Below are 18,800 nucleotides of genomic sequence, written 5' to 3'. Positions count from 1 at the left end.
CGCCGAGCATAGTTGACAGTGTCACACGAGTTGCCCATAGTGGTTCATATGACAGCGTCACATCAAACCTCGCTCATGGTCGTCACGGGTGCCTCGACCGGCATGGGCGCCGCGACCGCGCGGGCGCTCGCCGCCCGCGGCCACCACGTCCTCGCCGGCGTCCGCCGGGAGCGCGACGCGGACGCGATCCGCGCCGGCGGCGTCGAACCGGTGCTCCTCGACATCACGCGGCCCGAGCACGTCCGCGCCCTCGCCGACCGGGTCGGCGCGGACGAACGCCCGTTGCGCGCCCTCGTCAACAACGCCGGCGTCTCGGTCAACGCCCCGGTCGAGGCGCTGCCGCTGGCCGAATGGCGGAACCTGTTCGAGGTCAACCTCTTCGGGCACGTCGCCGTCACGCAGGCGCTGCTGCCGTCGCTGCACCGCAGCCGCGGCCGGATCGTGAACATCAGCTCGGTCGGCGGGAAGGTCGCGATGGCCACCTACGGTCCTTACGCGGGGACGAAGTTCGCGCTCGAAGCGGTCAGCGACGCGCTCCGCCGCGAACTCGCCCCGCACGGGGTGCAGGTCGTCGTGGTCGAGCCCGGCGCGGTGCGGACCGAGATGGGCGAACGCGGCGCCGCCACCGCCCACGACCTCGCCGGGAAGATGAGCTCCGAACACCGGCGCCGCTACGGCGGGCTCGTCGAAGCCGTCGTCGCCCACTCGCTGGCGTTCACCCGGGCCGGTCTGGCCGCGGACAAGGCCGCGGCCGTCATCGCCGAGGCGGCCACCGCGCGCCGCCCGCGCACGCGCTACCCGATCGGCCGGGACGCGGGCCTGCTGACCCGGCTGGCCCGCGTCATCCCGGACCGGGCGCTCGACCGGGTCGCCGCGGCGAGCTTGCGGAAGTACTGGCCCCGGGAGGCGGCGTAGCACCCCGGCGGCCACCGAGGAACGCGGCCAAGAGGATGCCCAGGGTGAGGCCGCCGAGGATGATCACGGCGAGGACCGGACCGGGGACGAGGGGCTTGAGCAGGAACTGGGCCGCCAGTGCCCAGCCCGCCATCACGGCGAAAGAAGCAGCCACGGCCACCCACCGGTGGCGCGCCTTCCGGCGCAGCACCGCCGCCGCGGCCACCAGCAGCACGCCGGCGAGCCCGATCGCGATCCCCATGGGGGTGAGGTACCCGCGGGTGGATGGCCGAACACCCTCGCGGGCCCGCCCCCGGTTTCCACGCTACCGGGAGGCACCGACAGTTCCGGGCGAGCGGACGTCCACCGTCCGATGCCATCCACAGGCGGTCAGATCGGCTTCCAACCGGAGCCTGCGAGTCGGCACGCCGGAAAGTCCGGCTCCCAGCCAGAGCCCGCCAGCCGGCACGCCGGAAAGTCCGGCTCCCGGCCAGAGCCCGCCAGCCGACACGCCGAAAGGTCTTGAGTGACTCCTTCCGGTCTCCGGAGGTCCTGAACGAGTCACTCAAGACCTCCGCCGGGGTCAGACCGGGGTCTTGGCCGCTTCCAGGGCCAGGGCCGCCGCACCGACGATCGCCGTGTCGTCGCCCAGGTGGGCCGTCCTGATCCGGGCCAGGGGCCGGTGCCGGGCGCCCGTGATCGCGCCCGCGTAGTGCTCTCGGGCTTCGTCCAGGAACAGCGGCGCCGACTCCGAAACTCCGCCGCCGATCACGATGATCTCCGGGTCGAACACGTCCGCCACCAGCGCCAGGCCCTCGCCGAGCCACTTCGCCAGCTCCGCCATCGCCAGCTGGGCGATCGGGTCGCCGTCGCGGGCCGCTCCGGCCACGCGGCGGCCCGTCACCGAGCCCGGGTCGCCCGCGACCTGCGGGGCCAGCACCGTCGAGCGGCCCGGGTGCCGGGCGAGCAGCTCCACCGCCGTCGCCGCCAGTGCCGTTCCGCTGCAGTAGCGCTCCCAGCAGCCGTACTTGCCGCACGGGCAGGGGCGGCCGCCGCGGACCACCGTCAGGTGGCCCAGCTCCGGCGCCACGCCGTACGCGCCCCGGTAGAGCTTCCCGTCGAGCAGGAGGCCCGCGCCGATGCCCGTGCCCAGCGCCACCAGGGCCGCCACCTGGGCGCCGCGGGCCGCGCCGAAGCGGTGCTCGCCCACGATGGCCGAATTGACGTCGTGCTCCAGCAGCACCGGCAGGCCGACGCGCTTCTCGATCCGGTCCGCGACCGGGGCGCCGCGCCACGCCAGGTGCGGGGCGAACATCACCGACCGGCGGTCGCGCGCCACGAAGCCGGCCACCGCCAGGCCGACGCCCGCCACGTCGTGGCGGTTGCGCAGGTCCTCGACGACACCGGCGATGGCGTCTTCGAGGGCGCCTTCCTCGGTCGGCGTCGCGACGCGCGCCGTGTCGAGCAGCGAGCCGCGTTCGTCCACCACGCCGGCCCGGATGCTCGTCCCGCCGACGTCCACCCCTATCGTCCGCACTCAGCTCTCCCACTCGTCGCGCCGGCGGACCGCGATGTGCTGCACCCTGGTGGACGCCGTGGCGTCCGCGGCGGGTCGCGGCGCGGGCCGGAACCCGGGCATGTGCACGCCCTCCTCGGGCTCCCACCGGTCGGCGAGCACCGCGCGCAGCAGGGCGACCAGCTGCGCCAGCTGCTCGGCCAGCCGCGCGACCAGCTCGGGCCGTTCCCCGCGCACCACCGCGACGATCGCACACAGCGGACACCAGCCGCACGCCGAGCCGTCCGGTTTCGCCTCGTCAGGGGTCCCGTAACCACCGGGGGCCTCGGCACCCGGAACCCCCGAAAAGACGCTGCCGTGCCCGGCCGCGAGCACCCCCTCGAGCCAGGGCGCCGCCTTGTCCGCGACCATCTCGGCGAGCAGGCGGATCTCCTCCGCCAGGCGCGGCCCGTGTTGCTCTTCGCTCACCCGCGTCCCCGGTTCCCGGCCAGGTGCACGACCAGGCCGTCGGCGTCGGATTCCGCCCCGGTGATCCGGCACGGCCGCAGCGGCTCCGGCAGGGCGATGAGCCTGCGGAAGCCGTCCACGGTGATCGCCAGGTCGTCGTCGACACGGGCGAGGTCGACTTCGGCGTCCCGCGCGAGCGGGATCGCGACGCGCAGGGTGTACCCGCCGTCGGCCAGCCGCACGCGCAGCAGCGGTGTGACGGGCGTCCCGTTGCCGGCCAACGGGTCTTCGCCGCGGTAGAGCTCGGCGGCGATTTCCAGCAGCGCGGGCAGCCCGACCGGCTCGACGGCCCGGTGTTCCACCCGGGCGACCGGCGCGATGCCGGCCGCGGCGAGCTCGGCGAGCACGGCGTCCTGCTGCGTCCGGCGGGTGCGCAGCCAGGAGGCGGCGCCCCCGCGCCAGAGGCCGGGCGCGGGCATCAGCCGGTTGGCGATCAGGCCGTCGACGGCGATGCCGCGCAGGGCCAGGGAGCTGAGCGTGCGCCGCGCTTCGGCGACGACCACCCGCTCCGGGGTCAGGACCAGCCGGACCGTCGTCACCGCCGGGTCGGTGAGCAGGGCGCGCAGGCCGTCGAGGTGGGCGCCGAGGCGGCGCACCGAGTCCGTGACGCGGCCGCGCGGCCCGAACACGCGGGTCAGGTAGCCGGAGACGGCCTCGGGCAGGGCGAGCAGCCGCAGCGTCTCGGCCGTCGGCCCGCAGTCGACGACGACGGTCTCCCACGGCCCGTCCTCGGCCAGCCGGCGGACCTCGGTGAGGGCGAGCAGTTCGTCGACGCCGGGCAGCACGGTCAGTTCTTCGGCGTCCAGCGTGTCGAGCCCCGCGCCGGCCAGCACGGCCCGCAGTTCGCCGCGCAGCCGCTCCCAGCCGGCGTCCACCAGGGTGCGCGAATCGACCTGCACGGCCGACAGGAGGGCGTCCACTTCGGACGGTTCGGTGCCGAGGGGACGGGCGAAGGCGTCACCGAGCGAGTGCGCCGGATCCGTGGACACGACGAGGGTCTTCCTGCCGCGGGCGGCGAGGGCGGCGCCGGTGGCCGCGGCCAGCGTGGTCTTCCCGACACCCCCCTTGCCGGTGCACAGCAGGATCCGCACGCTAGCCCTCGGCCCGCTTCTTGAGCTCCTTCAGCGCGGTGTCCATGACCATCTTCTCGGCCTTGCGGCGCAGCAGGCCGATCATCGGCAGCGCCAGCTCGACCGACAGCGTGTAGGTGACGCGCGTCCGGCCGCCGAGGTCGGCCAGCGCGTAGCGGCCGTTCTGCGCCTTCTGCATCTGGCCTTTGACCAGGTGCCAGCTCACGCCGAGGCCGTCTGAGTCCCAGTCGTACTCGAGGGTGTAGACGTCCTTGATCGGGCCCGCGTCGAGGGTCAGCTTGACCTGCTTCGCCCGGCCTTCGGCGTCGGTGTCGAGGACCTCGGTCTGCCGGACGGCCTTGGCCCATTCCGGGTACGCGGGGAAGTCGGCGATCACGGCCATCACCCGGCTGGGCTCGGCGTCGACCTCGATGGACTGTGTGGACTGCTCGGCCATGGTCGAAGCGTAGCCGCCGCGGTTGGTCACCAGCGCAGCACGTAGGGCTGCCCGGTCTCCTTGAAGTGACCCACGTTGCGGCACTCGGTCAGGCCGACCCGGGCGCGCGCCGCCAGGGGCTGGTGCACGTGCCCGAACACCGACCAGCGCGGCCGTTGCTCCCGGATGAGCTCCAGCAGCGCCGCCGAGCCGATCTCGCTGCGGCGGGCGACGACGTCGTAGGTGAGCTCCGGCAGCGCGGGCGGGGCGTGCGTGCAGAGGACGTCCACCTCGGTGAGCTCGGCCACGCCGCGCTCGTAGTCTTCGCGATCCCGCAGGTAGGGCCGCCAGGCCGCGCCCTTGCGGGGCCGCGGGACGACGCCGTCGGGCAGCAGCGCGCCGCCGACGAAGCCGAACCGCAGGCCGCCGATCTCGGCGACCTCGCCGTCGAGCACCCGGACGCCCTCGCCGGTGAACTCCGGCCACAGCGCCGGGGTGTCGACGTTGCCGGGGGTGGCGTAGGTGGGCGCGGTCATCGCCGCGAACAGCGTCGCGTACTGGGCGCGGATGGCCTCGTCGACCGCGGCGGCCGGGTCGTCGAGGCTCGCCCAGAGCTCCCGTGAGTAGGCAACGGTTTCGTCACGGGTGCCCTCGCGGCGCAGGCGGGCGAACCCCGCCACCTTCTCCGCGCCGAACAGGGCACCCATGATGCCCTTCTCGTGGTCGTGGTAGTCGACGAAGTCGATCAGGTCGCCGAGCACGACCAGGGCGTCCGCCCCGTCGCCCGCCCGCTTCAACGCGTCCGCGTTGCCGTGCACGTCCGAGACGACGTGTACCCGCACCCTGCTCCCCTAGTTCTCGTTCTCGCGGCGCGGAGGCACTCCGGGCTCGCGCCCGTCCTCCAGGATCTCCTTGAGCCCGAGCGCGATCGCCTTGGCCGCGCGGGCCCGCCGGTCGAACTCCCGGCGCAGCTCGCGCGGCGCCAGTTCCCGGGGCGCCCCGGCCGCGTCGGCGGGCGTCGCCCGCAGGAAGTAGTGCAGCAGGGTGCCGTCGAGCACCGGCTCGAGCCAGACCTCCATCGTACCGACGAGCGCACCCGTCACGGTCCAGCGCAGGCCCTTGTCCCCCCGGTCGGTGTAGACCTCGAGGACCAGGTCGGGCCAGTAGCGCCGCCAGGAGGCCGGCTCGGCGAAGACCGCGGCCACGGTGGCGGGCGGAACGGCGAGGAACGTCTCGTCGACGATGTCGAGTGAGGGTGGCGCGTTCACGTGCGAAGAATGTCACGGCCTCGCCTCGCGGCGTCGATCAGCATGGTCTTAAGGTGCTCACCACGCTAAGTTGACTGGCGGGTAACAGCGGTGTCGCCCGCCGCACGCGTTGAACACGGAGGTCCACGTGCGCGAATACAGCGCTCCCGCCGGGAAGCCGGTGGCCGACGACGAGAACATGTCCGACGTCGTCTGGGCGAACGCCGAGCGGTTCTCCGACGTGGTGAGCTTCCGCCGCCAGGTCGAGGGCAGCTGGCTCGACGTCACCGCCAAGGAGTTCGCGGCCGAGGTGCTGGCCGTGGCGAAGGGGATGGCCCAGGCCGGGATCGGCCGCGGCGACCGCGTCGCGATCATGTCGAAGACCCGCTACGAGTGGACGCTGATCGACTTCGCGATCTGGGCGGCCGGCGCGGTGACCGTCCCGATCTACGACACGTCCTCCCCCGAACAGGTGCACTGGATCCTGTCCGACTCGGCCGCGAAGGGCGTGTTCGTCGAGACGAACGCCCACGCCGCGACGGTCGAAGAGGTCCGGGACCGGCTCACCGACCTGGACAGCATCTGGCAGATCGAAGGTGACTCCCCCGCCGTCGAAGAGCTGTCCGCGCTGGGCGCCTCGCTGTCCGACGACGAGCTTCACGACCGGCGCCGCGAGGTGACCGCGGACGAGCTCGCCACGATCGTCTACACCTCGGGCACCACCGGCCGCCCCAAGGGCGTCGAGCTGACCCACCGCAACCTGCTGGCGGAGATCCGCGCCGACATCGAGGCGTTCCCGCAGCTGATGGAGCAGGGCAACTCGCTGCTGGTGTTCCTGCCGCTGGCCCACGTGCTGGCCCGCGCGATCGCCGTCACCGCGCTGACCGCCCGCGTCACCCTCGGGCACACCCCGGACGTCAAGAACCTGGTCGCCGACCTGGGCACGTTCCGGCCGACGTTCGTCGTCGCCGTGCCCCGCGTGTTCGAGAAGGTCTACAACTCGGCGAAGCAGAAGGCCCACAGCGAGGGCAAGGGCAAGATCTTCGACGCCGCCGAGGCCACCGCGGTCGCCTACAGCGAGGCGCAGGACCACGGCGGCGCCGGGCTCGGGCTGAAGCTGAAGCACCTGGCGTTCGACAAGCTCGTCTACGGCAAGCTGCGCGCGGCCCTCGGCGGCCGCTGCGTCGCGGCCGTCTCCGGCGGTGCCCCGCTGGGCGCGCGGCTGGCGCACTTCTTCCGCGGCATCGGCGTCCCGGTGTTCGAGGGCTACGGCCTCACCGAAACCTCGGCGGCGGCGAACGTCAACACGCAGACGGCGTTCCGCGTCGGCACGGTCGGCAAGCCGGTCAACGGCACGTCGGTCCGCATCGCCGACGACGGTGAAGTGCTGCTCAAGGGCGACGTCGTGTTCCGGGCGTACTACAACAACCCGCAGGCGACGAAGGAAGCGCTCACCGACGGCTGGTTCCACACCGGCGACCTCGGCGAGCTCGATCCGGACGGGTTCCTGAAGATCACCGGCCGCAAGAAGGAGATCATCGTGACGGCGGGCGGCAAGAACGTCGCCCCGTCCGGCCTCGAGGACACGATCAAGGCGTCCCCGCTGGTCAGCCAGGCGATGGTGGTCGGCGACCAGCGGCCGTTCATCGCGGCGCTGGTGACGGTGGACGAGGAGTACTTCCCGTCCTGGAAGTCCCAGCACGGCAAGCCCGCTTCGGCCACGGTGGCGGACCTCGCTTCGGACGCCGACCTGCTCGCGGAGATCCAGGCCGCGGTCGACGAGGCGAACAAGTCGGTGTCCAAGGCCGAGGCGATCAAGAAGTTCACGGTCCTGGCCAACGACTTCACCGAGGCCGGCGGCGAGATCACGCCGAGCTTGAAGCTCAAGCGCAACGTGGTCTCGAAGAACTACGCCGACGACATCGAAGGCCTGTACAAGAAGTAGCGAGGGGTTCAGGGCCGGGTGAAGCCGGTGCTGCGCTCCACCTTCGCCACGTGCAGCGTGTAGCTCTCGTACCACTGGGCCCGGCCCCGCTGCTGGGCGCCGCGGTGCTCGGCATTGCTTCGCCACTGCGCGAGCGCTTCGGCGTCGCGGAAGTACCCGACGGTGATGCCGAGCCCGCCGGGCGTCTGGGCGTGGTCCATGCCCAGGTACCCGGGGACCTGCTTGACCAGCTCCTCCATCCGGGCGGCGGTCTCGGGGTAGCCGCCCTGCTCGCCGGTGCGCACCGTGGTGAAGACGGCCACGTAGTAGGGCGGTTCGAAGGCCTCGACCGGGGCGTCCGGGTGATCGCTCATGGCGTCACCGTAGAGCGGCCCGGCCGCGGCGATCCACCGACTTTCTCAGGGGGTGCGCTGGGCGGCGATGAAGTCGCGGTACCAGCGGTAACTCGACCTCGGCGTGCGCTCCTGCGTCTCGTAGTCGACGTGGACCAGGCCGAACCGGTGCTTGTACCCGTGCGCCCACTCGAAGTTGTCCAGCAACGACCAGCAGAAGTAGCCGCGCAGGTCGACCCCCGCCGTGGCGGCCGCGCGGGCTGCCTCGATGTGCTCGTTCAAGAAGCTGATGCGCTCGTAGTCCGCGAAATCACTGCGGTCGGCGTACACGCACCCGTTCTCCGTGACGTACACCGGCGGCAGTCCCGGGTACCTGTTGTGCAGGCCCACCAGGGCTTCCGTCAGGCCCTCCGGCTCGACCGGCCAGCCCATCCCGGTCCGCGGGACGTCCGGCAGGCGCGTGGTGTCCACGCCGATGTCCGCCACCGTGCGCAGGGCCGGGTCCGGCTCGCGGTGCGGGGCGTCCGCCACGTGCAGGCGGTAGTAGTAGTTCACGCCCAGGTAGTCCAGCGGTGCCCCGATGATCTCCAGGTCGTCGTCCCGGCGGAACGAGAAGTCCGAGACGCCGTCGAACATCGCCGGCAGGCCCGGGGCGTAGCGGCCGCCGAACAGCGGGTCGGTGAACTGGCGGCGCAGCAGCGTGTCCTGGCGGGCGGCCGCCGCCGCGTCCGCGGCCGAGGACGTCACCGGGACCGCCGGTGACTGGTTGAGGACGATGCCGAACTGGTGCGGCAGCGCGGCCCGCTCGCACATCGCCCGGACCGCGAGGCCGTGGCCGAGCAGCAGGTGGTGGGCGGCCGCCAGCGCGCCGTGTCCCTCCCTGGCCCCCGGCGCGTGGCGGCCTTCGCCGTAGCCCGCGACCGCGCACGGGTACGGCTCGTTGAGCGTCGTCCAGAAGTCGACGACGTCGCCGAGTTCCTCGTGCACCAGCGCGGCGTACTCGGCGAACCGGTACGCCGTGTCGCGGGAGCGCCAGCCGCCCTCGTCTTCCAGGGCCTGGGGGAGGTCCCAGTGGTAGAGCGTCAGGAACGGCTCGATCCCCCGCTCCCGCAGCCCGTCCACGAGCCGCCGGTAGAACCCGAGCCCCCGGCGTTCGGCGGGGCCGCGCCCGGACGGCTGGATCCGCGGCCAGGACACCGAAAACCGGTAGGAGTCGACCCCCAGTTCGGTGAGCAGGTCGAGGTCGGCGGCCCAGCGGTGGTAGTGGTCGGCCGCCGGTTCGCCGGTGTGGCCGCCGGCCACCGCGCCGGGGACCGCCGCGAAAATGTCCCAGATGGACGGTCCGCGGCCGTCGGCCGTGGTGGCGCCCTCGATCTGGAACGCCGAGGTGGCCACGCCCCAGCGGAAGGCGGGCGGGAAACTGGAAGTCACGGTGAACTCCGGATGGGTCAGCCCTTGAGCGCGCCCTGCATGATGCCGCCGACGATCTGGCGGCCGAACAGCAGGAACACGATCAGGACGGGGACGGTGCCGATGGTGGCGGCGGTGAGCACGAGCGTGTAGTCGGTGGTGTAGCCACTGGCCAGTGTGGACAGTGCGGTCTGGACGGTCGGGTTCTCCGGCACGAGCACCACCAGCGGCCAGAAGAAGTCGTTCCAGGCCTGCATGAAGGTGAACAGCCCGAGCACCGCCGCGGCCGGGCGGGCCGCCGGCAGCGCCACGTGCCAGAACAGCCGCAGCGAACCGCAGCCGTCCATCCGCCCGGCTTCCAGCAGCTCCAGCGGCAGCGCCCGCTCGAAGTACTGGCGCATGAAGAACACGCCGAACGCGGTGACCAGGCCGGGCACGATCACCGCCTGCAGCTGCCCGGCCCACCCGAAGTCGGCCATCATCATGTACAGCGGGACGACGCCCAGCTCGGTCGGGATCGCCTGGGTGGCGACCACGACCAGCAGCAGCGCCGTCCGCCCGCGGAACCGCAGCTTGGCGAAGGCGAACCCGGCCAGCGTCGAGAACAGCACCACCGAGACGGTGATCGTGCCCGCGACGATGAGCGAGTTGCCCAGCGCCAGCGCGAAGTCCGTCTCGTCGAAGACGCGGGCGATGTTCTCGAACAGGTGCCCGCCCGGCACCAGGACCGGCGGCACGCTCCCGACCGCCTCCGTCGTCTGCGAGGAGACGACGAACGACCAGTACACCGGGAACGCCGAACCGGCCAGGATCGCGATCAGCGCGGCGTAGGTCCACGGGCTCGCGACGCGTTTCGCCGCGCGCCGGATCCGGCCCGGCGAAGCGGACGGCGGCGCGGGCGCCGCCGGGGTCAGCACGGTGGTCATGTCCGCTCCTCAGTCCGTCGAGATCCGCCGGGTCACCAGGTACGACAGGCCCGCGACGAGCATCGTGGCCACGGCCAGGATCAGCGCGATCGCCGAGCTGTAGCCGAAGTCGTACTTGGCGAAACCCTGTTCGTAGAGGTACAGCGCGGCGGTCTGGAACTGCCGGTCCGAACCGCCGGTCGCGGCCGCCGTGCCCGGGTTGAACAGCAGCGGCTCGGCCAGCAGCCGCATGTTCCCGGTCGTCGCGATCACCGTGGAGAAGATGATCTGCGGCCGCAGCAGCGGGACGGTGATCCGCCAGAACTGCTGCCACCCCTTGGCGCCGTCGAGGGTGGCGGCCTCGTACATGCTCGACGGGATCGCCTGCATCGACGCCAGGAAGATCAGGGCGTGGTAGCCGGTCCAGCGCCACACCACCATCGCCGCGATGGCGGTGTGCGAGCTGGCCGTGCCGGCCTGCCAGTCGACCTGCCCGGCGCCGAACCAGCTCAGCACCCAGTTGACCAGGCCGAAGTCCCGGCCGAACAGCTGGGCGAAGATGATCGTCACCGCCGCCACCGAGGTGATGTTCGGCAGGATCATCCCCATCCGGAAGAACATCCGCCCGCGCAGCCGCCGGTTGAGCAGGTGCGCGATGCCGAGCGCGAAGAGGATCTGCGGGATCGTGGTCAGCAGCCACAGGCTGACCGTGTTCCCCATCGCGTTCCAGAAGTACGGGTCGTGGAACAGCAGCTGCTCGTAGTTGCCGAACCCGATGAACTGCGCACCCTCGGCGTCGATGAGGTTCCGCTTCTGCAGCGACACGAACGCCGTGTACAGCAGCGGGAACAGCCCGAAGACGCCGAAGATGAGGAAGTAGGGGCTGATGAAGCCGAACGGCGACAGCTTGACGTCCCACTTCTGCCGCCGCTCGGCGAAGGTCAGCGTTTTGACCGCCATCACTTGATCTTCGAGACGTCACCGACCAGCTGCTCCCACGCCGCCGCGCCGTCCTGCTTGCCCTGCTCGACGCGCTGCATCGCGTTGCCGAACTCGGTCTGGACGTCGCCGGCCTTGGGGCCCTGGTACTGCGGGTTCAGCTTCTTCGCCGCGTCGGTGAACACCTTGCCCACGGGCGCGTTGTTGAAGAACGGGTTCGTGTAGCCGGTGATCTTCGGGTCGGCGTAGAGCGACGGCGCCGACGGCAGCAGGCCCTTGCTGGTGAACACCTTCGCCTGCTGCTCGGGCGCGGTCAGCCACGCGGCGAGCTCGGCGGCTTCCTTGGTGTGCTTGCCCTGCTTGGGCACGGTCAGGTACGAGCCGCCCCAGTTGCCGCCCCCGCCGGGCACGCTCGCGACGTCCCACTTGCCCGCGGTGTCCGGCGCCTGGTCCTTGATCTTGGTCATCATCCACGCCGGGCAGGTGACGGTGGCGAACTGCCCCTGGGTGAAGCCGGTGTTCCACTGCGGCGTGCTGTAGAGCAGGCCGGCGCTGAGGTTCGCCTTGACCGCGTCGACCACGAGGTCCCAGCCCTGGCGCAGCGCCGGGTTGCTGCCCACGATGATCTGGTCGTTCTGGTCGTAGTAGCCCTGCGGCGCCTGGCCGACGATCGCGTTGAGCACGGTCGGGCCGCCGTCCATGAACTTGACGCCGTTCGGCGCCTTCTCCTGGAAGCGCTTGCCCGTCTCGAAGAACGCCTGCCAGGTCGGCCAGAGCGCGGAGACGGCGTCGCGGTCCTCGGGCAGCCCGGCGGTCTTGAACATGTCGCGGCGGTAGCAGATGGCCAGGCCGCCGACGTCGGTGCCGTAACCGATCTGCTGCCCGCCCTTGCCCAGCGACGCGGCCCACTTCCAGCCCAGCCAGCGGTCCTTGAGCTTGTCGCCGCCGGCGGTGTTGAGGTCGACGAACTTGTCCGGCGACGCCTTGAACTGGGCGACGTAGCCGGTGTCGATGGCCTCGATGTCCGCGGCGCCGGCGCCGGTGGCCAGGTGCGCGGCGAGGTTCTTGTGGTGGTCGGAGTAGCTGGCGGTCCGCTCGGTGATCTCGATGTCCGGGTGCGCCGCCTGGTACTCCTTGATCAGGTCGGCGTAGCCGAAGTTGCCGAACAGGCCGAGGCTCAGCTTGACCTTGCCGCCGGCGGCGCCGCTGTCCCCGCAGGCGCTCAGCGCGGTGAGCGCCACCAGGGTGGCGCCCACCCCGGCGAGCAGGCGGACGCGGCGGTTCCTCGTTTTCGGGCGCATGAGATCTCCGTTGTTCTACGGGCCGGTCGGAAAACGCGGGTCCCATGAGAGCGCTCCCACCCGGCTCCCGTCAAGTAACGAAACAATAACGCACCTCGGCGTTTACGCAGTCTGAGGTGGTGTGCTACAGATGTAACCGGTTACAACAACCTCCGAGGCTTCGCCTCGGGCCGGGGGGCTCCGCCACCCGGAACCCCCGAAAAGCAGCATCGGAGGTCACCATGGTCACGGCCCGCGAGGTCGCGCAGCTCTGCGGAGTTTCGGTCGCCACCGTGTCGCGCGTGTTCAACCGCCCGGCCACGGTCAGCGCGACGACCCGCGAACGCGTCGAACGCGTGGCGCGGGACCTCGACTTCTCGCCGAACGAGTCGGCGCGCGCGCTGTCGCGGCAGCAGTCGGCGATGGTCGGGCTGGTCTGGGACACCGACCACCGGCGGCCCGGCTGGCGGCACCCGTTCCTGCAGGACCTGTTGCTGGGCCTCAAATCCGCGTTGAGCTCGCACGGCTACCACCTGCTGATGCTCGCCACGAGCGACGACGCCCGCGATCGTCACCCTGGCGTGTCGCTGGCCGACCCGATCGGCTACGTGAGCATGACCCGCCGGCACCACCTGGCCGGACTGGTCCTCATCGACAGCGGGACGGACGCCGACGCGTTCACCGCGTTCGCCCAGTCCGGCTTGCCGTGCGTCGCGCTGGACGTCGCCCTGTCCGGGCCGCGGGCGACGCACGTGACGTCGGACAACGCCGGGGGCGCCGCGGAAGCCGTCCGGCACCTGGCCGCCCTCGGCCACCGCCGGATCGCGACGATCACCGGTCCCCGCGGCAACGCGCCGGCGGCCGCCCGCACCGAGGGGTACCGGCGCGGGCTGGCCGAAGCCGGGCTGCCGGTGGCGGAGGATCTCGTCATCGGCGGCGACTTCTACCGCGAGAGCGGGTTCGTCGGCATGCGGCGGCTCCTGGCCCGCAAGGACCCGCCGACGGCGGTGTTCGCGGCCAGCGACGAGATGGCGGTCGGCGCGCTGCTGGCGGCCCGCGCGGCCGGGCTGAAGGTGCCAGCGGACCTGGCCGTGGTCGGGTTCGACGACATCGAGGTGGCGTCCCTGGTGGACCCGGCGTTGACGACGGTGGCCCAGGACAAACCGGGCTTCGGCACGGCGGCGGCCGGCGCGCTGCTGGCGATGCTCGAGAACGCGGCGGCCCCGGAACCGGTGCTGCTGCCGACGAAGCTGGTGGTCCGCGACTCCTGCGGCGCCCGGTCGTGAGGGCCGGGGCGGGGCCGGAACCCGCCTCGGCCCTCAGGACGAGCGGCAGACCGCCAGGTACTCGTGGTGGTCGTGGAGCAGGTCGCGCGGGCCGGGCCGGGCGGCCGGCGCGAACGCGTGCTCGCCGACGTGGATTTTCGCCAGCGCCAGCCCGGTTCCGGTGAGCAGCAGGGCCAGGTCGGCCGGCGAGTAGCAGCGGAGCACCTGGCTGATCGCGCGCTCGGGGTCCGCCACCGGCCACCACGTGTCGATCGCGGTGCACGTGACCGGGTCGAAGCGGATCCGCTCCCGCAGTTCGTGGTCGTAGCCGGCCGCCGGATCCGGGAGCCGGTGTTCCTCGTCGCCGTCCCAGCGCGCCCAGACGAAGGGGTTGAAGACGTCGATCAACGCGGTCCCGCCCGGCCGGAGCCACTCGCCGGCGATCCGCGTCAGGAGCCGGCGCTGGTCGGCGTCGCAGCCGACGCCGAAGCCGTTCCAATAGCAGACGACATCGAAGTCCCGGGGCAGGTCGACTTCGTAGAAGTCCGCTCGCACGACGGTGAGGGCTCCGGGTTCGACGTCCCGGGTGAACCGGCCGGCGAACTCCACCCGGTCGCTGACTTCGACGGCGGTGACCGCGTGGCCGGCCCGCGCCATGACCGCGGCCGTCGTTCCGTAGCCCGATCCGAGTTCCAGGACGCGCAGCGGGCGTTCCCCGGCGTGCTCGTGCAGCAGCCGCAGGCGGCGGTGGTCCCGCTCGGTGATCTCGGCTTCGGCCCGGCCCCACCACCCGCCGGTCGTCGAGTAGAACTCCGCTACCCAGTCCATGGGATCTTCGCGTTCCAGTCGATGTGGTGCGCGTACAGCCAGCCCGGCTTCTCGCCCACGTCCCCGCCCGCGCTCGCCGCGACCAGCTTCTCCACGCGCTCGCGGCGAAGTCCTTCGTACGTCGCGAAAGCCGACGCGGGGTCCGGCAGGTCGCGCAGGCACTGCGCCAGCACGACGCTGTCTTCCAGGGCCATCGACGCGCCTTGGCCCGCGGCCGGGGACGCGGCGTGGGCGGCATCGCCGGTGAGGACCATCTCGGGCGTCGACCACACCCGCGTCTCGGGGACGTCGTAGGAGTGGCCGCCGAAGACCTCGTCGCCGGTGGCCGCGATGATGTCCGCGCAGGGCAGCGGATCGCCGTCGAACGCCGCGTACGCGAACTCGCGCCAGCCCGCCGGGGTGACCGCGGCGATCTCCTCGCGGGACCGCTCGGCGTCCGGCACGCGGGCGAACCAGAAGGTGGCGCCGCCGGGATCCGTGGTGAACCCGAAGGCCGCCCGGCTGCCGCGGATCATCCGGTAGATCCCCGGCGCGGCGGGCAGGCCGCCCGCCCGCGTGTAGCCGTACACGACGGTCAGCCCGGTGTAACGCGGCTCGTCGGCCGCCGGGTCGATCAGCCGCCGGACGACCGAGCGGAGGCCGTCCGCGCCGACGAGGACGTCGCCGGTCGCGGTCGTGCCGTCGGCGAACTCCGCCGTGACGCCGCCCGGACCGGGCTTCGCGCCCACCAGCCGTTTGCCGCGCTCCAGCGGGACACCGCGGCGCGCGGCCTCGTCCTGCAGGACGCGGTAGAGCGTCGCGCGGGTCAGCGTGCGCGGGCTGTCGAGGCCTTCGGTGTCGAACTCGCGCCGCCCGGCGGTTTCCCCCGTCGGGGCGACGAGTTCGACCCCGTAGGCGGCGAAGGAACTGTCGATCACCGGCCGGTCCGCACCGATCGCGCGCAGGGCGTCCATGCCGTTGTGCATGATCGTGAGGAACGCGCCGGAGTCGTCGCCCCCGGCGGGATACGCCTCGTACACGACGGGTTCGTGCCCGGCCAGCTTCAGCGCCATCGCCGTGACCGTGCCCGAGATCCCGCCACCCGCGACCAGTACCCGCACTTCGCGCCCCCCGTCGACTCCGCGTGCCGCCGCCGGTGACGTTACCGTGGCGGCGGCACGCGGTGCCTACTTCTCCTTCGCACCGCTGGTGGCGATGTCGCCGTTGAGGCCGCGCGGGTAGAAGCCACCCGAAGACACCTTGTCCGGGTTCAGGTAGGCGATGTTGAGCACGCGCTCGGCGGAGCGGCCGAACGCGATGCCGTTGGCGTCGGTCGGGACGAGGTTCGCCTTGCCGTCCTTGATGACGCCTTCGTCGTCGTCGGCCTTGCCGTCGAGGCTGTCGCGGGCGTCGGACATCTTGTTGGTGATGTCCCCCAGGCCGCGCTCGAACAGCGCCGAGCGGATGATGCCCGCGTGGTAGGCCTCGACCGCGAGGATGCCCGCCGCCGCGTCGAGGAACGTCTTGTTGTTCACCAGCGGCGCCGCGCCCTTGTAGGCGGACACGCCGACGTCTTCGAACAGGTAGGCGGCGAGCAGGAAGTTGTTCTCGCTGCCGAACGGGTCGAAGGTCTGGCCCTGCTTGATCACCCCCGCGGCCTGCATGGCCGCGGTGAAGCTGTACTGGAAGTCGATCTCCGGCTGCGCCACGGCCGCCTTGTCCAGCGCCTTGCGCAGGAAGGTGACGTGGGCGACCTCGTCGCCGGCGATCTCCTGGACGATCTGCTTCGTGTGCTCGCTCTTGAACTTGACGCCGTGCCCGCCGGAGACCTTGCCCAGGTTGCCGACGCCGTTGACGTACTTCTCGTTCAGCCCGTAACCGTAGGCGGCGAACGAGTACAGGTTCGCCTCGAGGTACTCGAGGTTGAGCGCGAAGTTCAGCACGGCGGCGTCGCTCGCCGCCTCCTTCGCCGCGTCACCTCCCTGCTGCCCGTACTGCGACGTGGCACCGGCCGAGCCGAGGCCCAGCGACAGCGCCGTGCCGAGCGCACCGGCACCCGCGACGCCGAGCCCCGCCGCTCCCGCAGCCTTGAGGAAGCGGCGGCGGTCGGTCGCGTTCTCCGCGCTGCGCTCGATCAGCTGCTCTGTGTAGCGTTTTCCGAACACCGGGGGACGTCCTCTCGTGACGAGTTCGTCCACCTCACCCACCGGTCATACGTACCGGGGCGCCCCCCGGCTCGGTCAAACCGGGAAAAATTTTGATCGACTTGCGTTTGCCCTGGTCAGCCTCGCTGGGCGACGGCGAGCCGGACGCACACGGCGAGCGCGCGGACGGCTTCCTCGACCTCTTCGAGCTTCGGGAAGGTCGGCGCGATCCGGATGACGGCGTCGGCCGGGTCGTTCCCGTGCGGGTGGGTCGCCCCGGCGGGGGTCAGCGCGACACCGGCTTCCTTCGCCAGCCGCACGACCTCCTTCGCGGTGCCCTGCGGGACGGTCAGCGTGATGAAGTACCCGCCGGTGGGCTTGGTCCAGGACGCCAGGTCGGCCAGCTCCTCGGTGAGGATGCGGTCGACGGCGGCGAACTTCGGGCCGATGATCGCGGCGTGCTTGCGCATGTGGGCGCGGACGCCGGCCTCGTCCTTGAGGAAGTGGGCGTGCCGCAGCTGGTTGACCTTGTCCGGGCCGATGGTGCGCTTGCCGGTGTTGCCGGTCCACCAGGCGAGGTTGGCCTCGGACGCGCCGAAGAAGCCGACGCCGGCGCCGGCGAGGGTGATCTTCGAGGTCGAGCCGAAGACGAAGACGCGGTCGGCGTTGCCCGCCTCGGTCGCCAGCGCGAGGAGGTCGGCCAGCTCCGGTTCGTCGTCGGTGAGGTGGTGCACGGCGTAGGCGTTGTCCCAGAAGATCCGGAAGTCGCCCGCCGCGGTGCGCATGGTGGCGAGCCGCTTGACGACGTCGTCACTGAACGTGACACCGGTGGGGTTGCTGTACTTGGGCACGCACCAGATGCCCTTGACGCTCGGGTCCTCCGCGACCAGCGTCTCGACGACGTCCATGTCGGGGCCCTCGTCGGTCATCGCGACTCCGACGAGCTCGATGCCGAAGCGCTCGGTGAGCGCGAAGTGGCGGTCGTAGCCCGGCACGGGGGCGAGGAACTTCACCTGCGGCTCGTCGGCCCACCGGCGCTCGGCGCCGGGCAGCTTGCTCAGCAGCGCCTGGACGACGGCGTCGTGCATCAGCTCGAGGCTCGAGTTCCCGGCGGCGAGCAGCTGCCCGGCGGGCACCTGCAGCGCGGGGGCGAAGATGCGGCGCAGCTCGGGCAGGCCGTTGAGGCCGCCGTAGTTGCGGACGTCGGTGCCGTCCTCGGCCTTGAAGGTGCCGTCGCCGGGGAGCGAGAGCAGCCCGTTGGAGAGATCGAGCTGCTCGGGGGACGGCTTGCCGCGGGTGATGTCCAGGGAGAGGCCTCGGCCGACCAGGGCCGCGTAGTCGCTGCGGGCCGTGTCGACGTCGACGGAAGCTGTGGTCATGCCGTCAACGCTAAACCCGCCGTCGATACCATTTCGGGGCGGGTCCTGGCTAGGGTGGTTCGTGTGCACCTCGTAGTCCACGCCGACCAGCGGCAGTTCTCGATCCGGGATTCGGCCTCCCGGCTGGACGGCAGCGGCTGGACACCGGTGGCCGTGGAGTTTCACCGGATCGGGGCCGAGCCTGGCGGCATCGCGATCGCGACGGCGCGGTCCGACGTGGTCGAATCTTCGGTGGAGCTGCTGCCTTCGCCGCCTCCCGTGGATTCTTCCGCCGAACACGTGGTGGAGGCGGATCTTCCGGTTCCGAGCGGGCGCCTGGTGATTTCCGGACCGGCGGACTACCCGTCGCAGGAAAAGTTTTTCTCGGTACTACCGGGGTTGTACCGGGCACGGGTTTCGTACGTGCCGGCCGCGGCGCCGTCGGTGACGTGGAACGAGCACGAGTACGGGGAGCACTACCGGTACGTGGTGGAGCTGTGGCCGGTCGCCGGGCGGTCCGATGTGGAGGTTCTCCGCCAGGGCGCGGCGGTGTGGGACGGTTAGAGCAGAGTGTCCGATGCTGCCTGCGGCGATGTACGGGCTCGACACCGAAGACCCCAGCACCAGAGAACGAGTTGTCCCTTCGACGCCGAAGGAAGTTCTCAAGAAAATCGCCGAGTACCGCGAACTGTTTCTGAGCCTGGCCCGTGAAGAGCTCCGCTTGGAAACGGACGCAACCGGCTAG

At 71.7% G+C, this 18,800-nt stretch carries 21 protein-coding genes; 5 read left to right on the top strand and 16 right to left on the bottom strand.

Annotation, left to right across the window (positions count from 1 at the left end):
- Positions 1-48 precede the first annotated feature (48 nt).
- Positions 49-915, top strand: a complete 867-nt coding sequence (locus DV20_RS22610; RefSeq protein ID WP_051736092.1) for an SDR family NAD(P)-dependent oxidoreductase — start codon at positions 49-51, stop codon at positions 913-915.
- On the opposite strand, the gene DV20_RS22605 is transcribed toward DV20_RS22610, so the two are convergent.
- The 7 genes from DV20_RS22605 to DV20_RS22575 form a co-directional block, all read right to left on the bottom strand.
- On the bottom strand, positions 842-1,156 hold the full coding sequence (locus DV20_RS22605; RefSeq protein WP_051736091.1) for a hypothetical protein: 315 nt from the start codon (positions 1,154-1,156) through the stop codon (positions 842-844). The two genes, DV20_RS22610 and DV20_RS22605, sit on opposite strands and share 74 nt — an antisense overlap.
- A 321-nt stretch (positions 1,157-1,477) precedes the next feature.
- Entirely contained in the window at positions 1,478-2,416 is a 939-nt protein-coding gene (locus tag DV20_RS22600) for an ROK family protein (RefSeq protein ID WP_043783421.1), read from the bottom strand.
- Positions 2,417-2,431: 15 nt separating this feature from the next.
- Positions 2,432-2,878 (bottom strand): hypothetical protein, encoded by a 447-nt coding sequence (locus tag DV20_RS22595; RefSeq protein ID WP_043783419.1) that lies wholly within the window; start codon positions 2,876-2,878, stop codon positions 2,432-2,434.
- A complete protein-coding gene (locus tag DV20_RS22590) occupies positions 2,875-4,008 on the bottom strand; it encodes an ArsA family ATPase (RefSeq protein ID WP_043783417.1) in 1,134 nt (377 codons plus the stop codon). Before DV20_RS22590 ends, DV20_RS22595 begins: the two co-directional genes overlap by 4 nt.
- A gap of 1 nt (position 4,009) precedes the next feature.
- The gene (locus DV20_RS22585) at positions 4,010-4,444 is read right to left on the bottom strand and encodes an SRPBCC family protein (protein WP_043783695.1); all 435 of its coding nucleotides are present in this window, start codon (positions 4,442-4,444) and stop codon (positions 4,010-4,012) included.
- Positions 4,445-4,470: 26 nt separating this feature from the next.
- Positions 4,471-5,265 (bottom strand): metallophosphoesterase family protein, encoded by a 795-nt coding sequence (locus DV20_RS22580; protein WP_043783415.1) that lies wholly within the window; start codon positions 5,263-5,265, stop codon positions 4,471-4,473.
- Between the two features lie 9 nt (positions 5,266-5,274).
- On the bottom strand, positions 5,275-5,691 hold the full coding sequence (locus DV20_RS22575) for a hypothetical protein (protein WP_043783413.1): 417 nt from the start codon (positions 5,689-5,691) through the stop codon (positions 5,275-5,277).
- 127 nt (positions 5,692-5,818) lie between these two features.
- Here DV20_RS22575 and DV20_RS22570 point away from each other — a divergent pair, with 127 nt between their 5' ends.
- Positions 5,819-7,615, top strand: coding sequence for an AMP-dependent synthetase/ligase (locus DV20_RS22570; protein WP_043783411.1), 1,797 nt, complete (start codon positions 5,819-5,821; stop codon positions 7,613-7,615).
- Positions 7,616-7,623: 8 nt separating this feature from the next.
- Here DV20_RS22570 and DV20_RS22565 read toward each other — a convergent pair whose 3' ends face one another.
- Genes DV20_RS22565 through DV20_RS22545 form a run of 5 tightly spaced genes read right to left on the bottom strand, consistent with a single transcriptional unit; the run spans position 7,624 to position 12,502 of the window.
- Positions 7,624-7,968: an antibiotic biosynthesis monooxygenase family protein gene (locus tag DV20_RS22565; protein ID WP_043783410.1), complete on the bottom strand. Its 345-nt coding sequence runs from the start codon at positions 7,966-7,968 to the stop codon at positions 7,624-7,626.
- 45 nt (positions 7,969-8,013) lie between these two features.
- The gene (locus tag DV20_RS22560; RefSeq protein ID WP_043783407.1) at positions 8,014-9,378 is read right to left on the bottom strand and encodes a GH1 family beta-glucosidase; all 1,365 of its coding nucleotides are present in this window, start codon (positions 9,376-9,378) and stop codon (positions 8,014-8,016) included.
- 17 nt (positions 9,379-9,395) lie between these two features.
- The gene (locus tag DV20_RS22555; protein ID WP_084093605.1) at positions 9,396-10,283 is read right to left on the bottom strand and encodes a carbohydrate ABC transporter permease; all 888 of its coding nucleotides are present in this window, start codon (positions 10,281-10,283) and stop codon (positions 9,396-9,398) included.
- A gap of 9 nt (positions 10,284-10,292) precedes the next feature.
- Entirely contained in the window at positions 10,293-11,222 is a 930-nt protein-coding gene (locus DV20_RS22550; RefSeq protein WP_043783405.1) for a carbohydrate ABC transporter permease, read from the bottom strand.
- Entirely contained in the window at positions 11,222-12,502 is a 1,281-nt protein-coding gene (locus DV20_RS22545) for an ABC transporter substrate-binding protein (RefSeq protein ID WP_043783403.1), read from the bottom strand. Before DV20_RS22545 ends, DV20_RS22550 begins: the two co-directional genes overlap by 1 nt.
- Before the next feature lie 221 nt (positions 12,503-12,723).
- On the opposite strand from DV20_RS22545, the gene DV20_RS22540 reads away from it, so the two are divergent.
- The gene (locus DV20_RS22540) at positions 12,724-13,767 is read left to right on the top strand and encodes a LacI family DNA-binding transcriptional regulator (protein WP_043783401.1); all 1,044 of its coding nucleotides are present in this window, start codon (positions 12,724-12,726) and stop codon (positions 13,765-13,767) included.
- Between the two features lie 33 nt (positions 13,768-13,800).
- Here DV20_RS22540 and DV20_RS22535 read toward each other — a convergent pair whose 3' ends face one another.
- The 4 genes from DV20_RS22535 to DV20_RS22520 form a co-directional block, all read right to left on the bottom strand.
- A complete protein-coding gene (locus DV20_RS22535) occupies positions 13,801-14,574 on the bottom strand; it encodes a class I SAM-dependent methyltransferase (protein WP_043783399.1) in 774 nt (257 codons plus the stop codon).
- Positions 14,562-15,674, bottom strand: a complete 1,113-nt coding sequence (locus tag DV20_RS22530; protein ID WP_043783397.1) for an FAD-dependent oxidoreductase — start codon at positions 15,672-15,674, stop codon at positions 14,562-14,564. Before DV20_RS22530 ends, DV20_RS22535 begins: the two co-directional genes overlap by 13 nt.
- Before the next feature lie 66 nt (positions 15,675-15,740).
- On the bottom strand, positions 15,741-16,718 hold the full coding sequence (locus tag DV20_RS22525) for a ferritin-like domain-containing protein (protein WP_043783395.1): 978 nt from the start codon (positions 16,716-16,718) through the stop codon (positions 15,741-15,743).
- Positions 16,719-16,834: 116 nt separating this feature from the next.
- On the bottom strand, positions 16,835-18,076 hold the full coding sequence (locus DV20_RS22520) for an aminotransferase class I/II-fold pyridoxal phosphate-dependent enzyme (RefSeq protein WP_043783392.1): 1,242 nt from the start codon (positions 18,074-18,076) through the stop codon (positions 16,835-16,837).
- A gap of 63 nt (positions 18,077-18,139) precedes the next feature.
- Between DV20_RS22520 and DV20_RS22515 the strand changes: the two genes are divergently transcribed.
- Positions 18,140-18,619, top strand: coding sequence for a hypothetical protein (locus tag DV20_RS22515; RefSeq protein WP_043783390.1), 480 nt, complete (start codon positions 18,140-18,142; stop codon positions 18,617-18,619).
- Between the two features lie 13 nt (positions 18,620-18,632).
- Complete coding sequence (locus DV20_RS45595) at positions 18,633-18,800, top strand: hypothetical protein (protein ID WP_160169750.1); 168 nt, start codon at positions 18,633-18,635, stop codon at positions 18,798-18,800.

Source organism: Amycolatopsis rifamycinica (assembly GCF_000695625.1).
In the GTDB taxonomy this organism is placed as follows: Bacteria; Actinomycetota; Actinomycetes; order Mycobacteriales; family Pseudonocardiaceae; genus Amycolatopsis; species Amycolatopsis rifamycinica.
The sequence above is the reverse complement of the archived record's forward strand: the minus strand, read 5'-3'. Positions and strand labels throughout refer to the sequence as shown.

Bases quoted from the DNA above. Each gene is read 5' to 3' on its own strand.
- DV20_RS22610 (WP_051736092.1), top strand. From the start codon at position 49: ATGACAGCGTCACATCAAACCTCGCTCATGGTCGTCACGGGTGCCTCG.
- DV20_RS22605 (WP_051736091.1), bottom strand. From the start codon at position 1,156: ATGGGGATCGCGATCGGGCTCGCCGGCGTGCTGCTGGTGGCCGCGGCG.
- DV20_RS22585 (WP_043783695.1), bottom strand. From the start codon at position 4,444: ATGGCCGAGCAGTCCACACAGTCCATCGAGGTCGACGCCGAGCCCAGC.
- DV20_RS22565 (WP_043783410.1), bottom strand. From the start codon at position 7,968: ATGAGCGATCACCCGGACGCCCCGGTCGAGGCCTTCGAACCGCCCTAC.
- DV20_RS22555 (WP_084093605.1), bottom strand. From the start codon at position 10,283: ATGACCACCGTGCTGACCCCGGCGGCGCCCGCGCCGCCGTCCGCTTCG.
- DV20_RS22550 (WP_043783405.1), bottom strand. From the start codon at position 11,222: ATGGCGGTCAAAACGCTGACCTTCGCCGAGCGGCGGCAGAAGTGGGAC.
- DV20_RS22545 (WP_043783403.1), bottom strand. From the start codon at position 12,502: ATGCGCCCGAAAACGAGGAACCGCCGCGTCCGCCTGCTCGCCGGGGTG.
- DV20_RS22540 (WP_043783401.1), top strand. From the start codon at position 12,724: ATGGTCACGGCCCGCGAGGTCGCGCAGCTCTGCGGAGTTTCGGTCGCC.
- DV20_RS22535 (WP_043783399.1), bottom strand. From the start codon at position 14,574: ATGGACTGGGTAGCGGAGTTCTACTCGACGACCGGCGGGTGGTGGGGC.
- DV20_RS22520 (WP_043783392.1), bottom strand. From the start codon at position 18,076: ATGACCACAGCTTCCGTCGACGTCGACACGGCCCGCAGCGACTACGCG.
- DV20_RS45595 (WP_160169750.1), top strand. From the start codon at position 18,633: ATGCTGCCTGCGGCGATGTACGGGCTCGACACCGAAGACCCCAGCACC.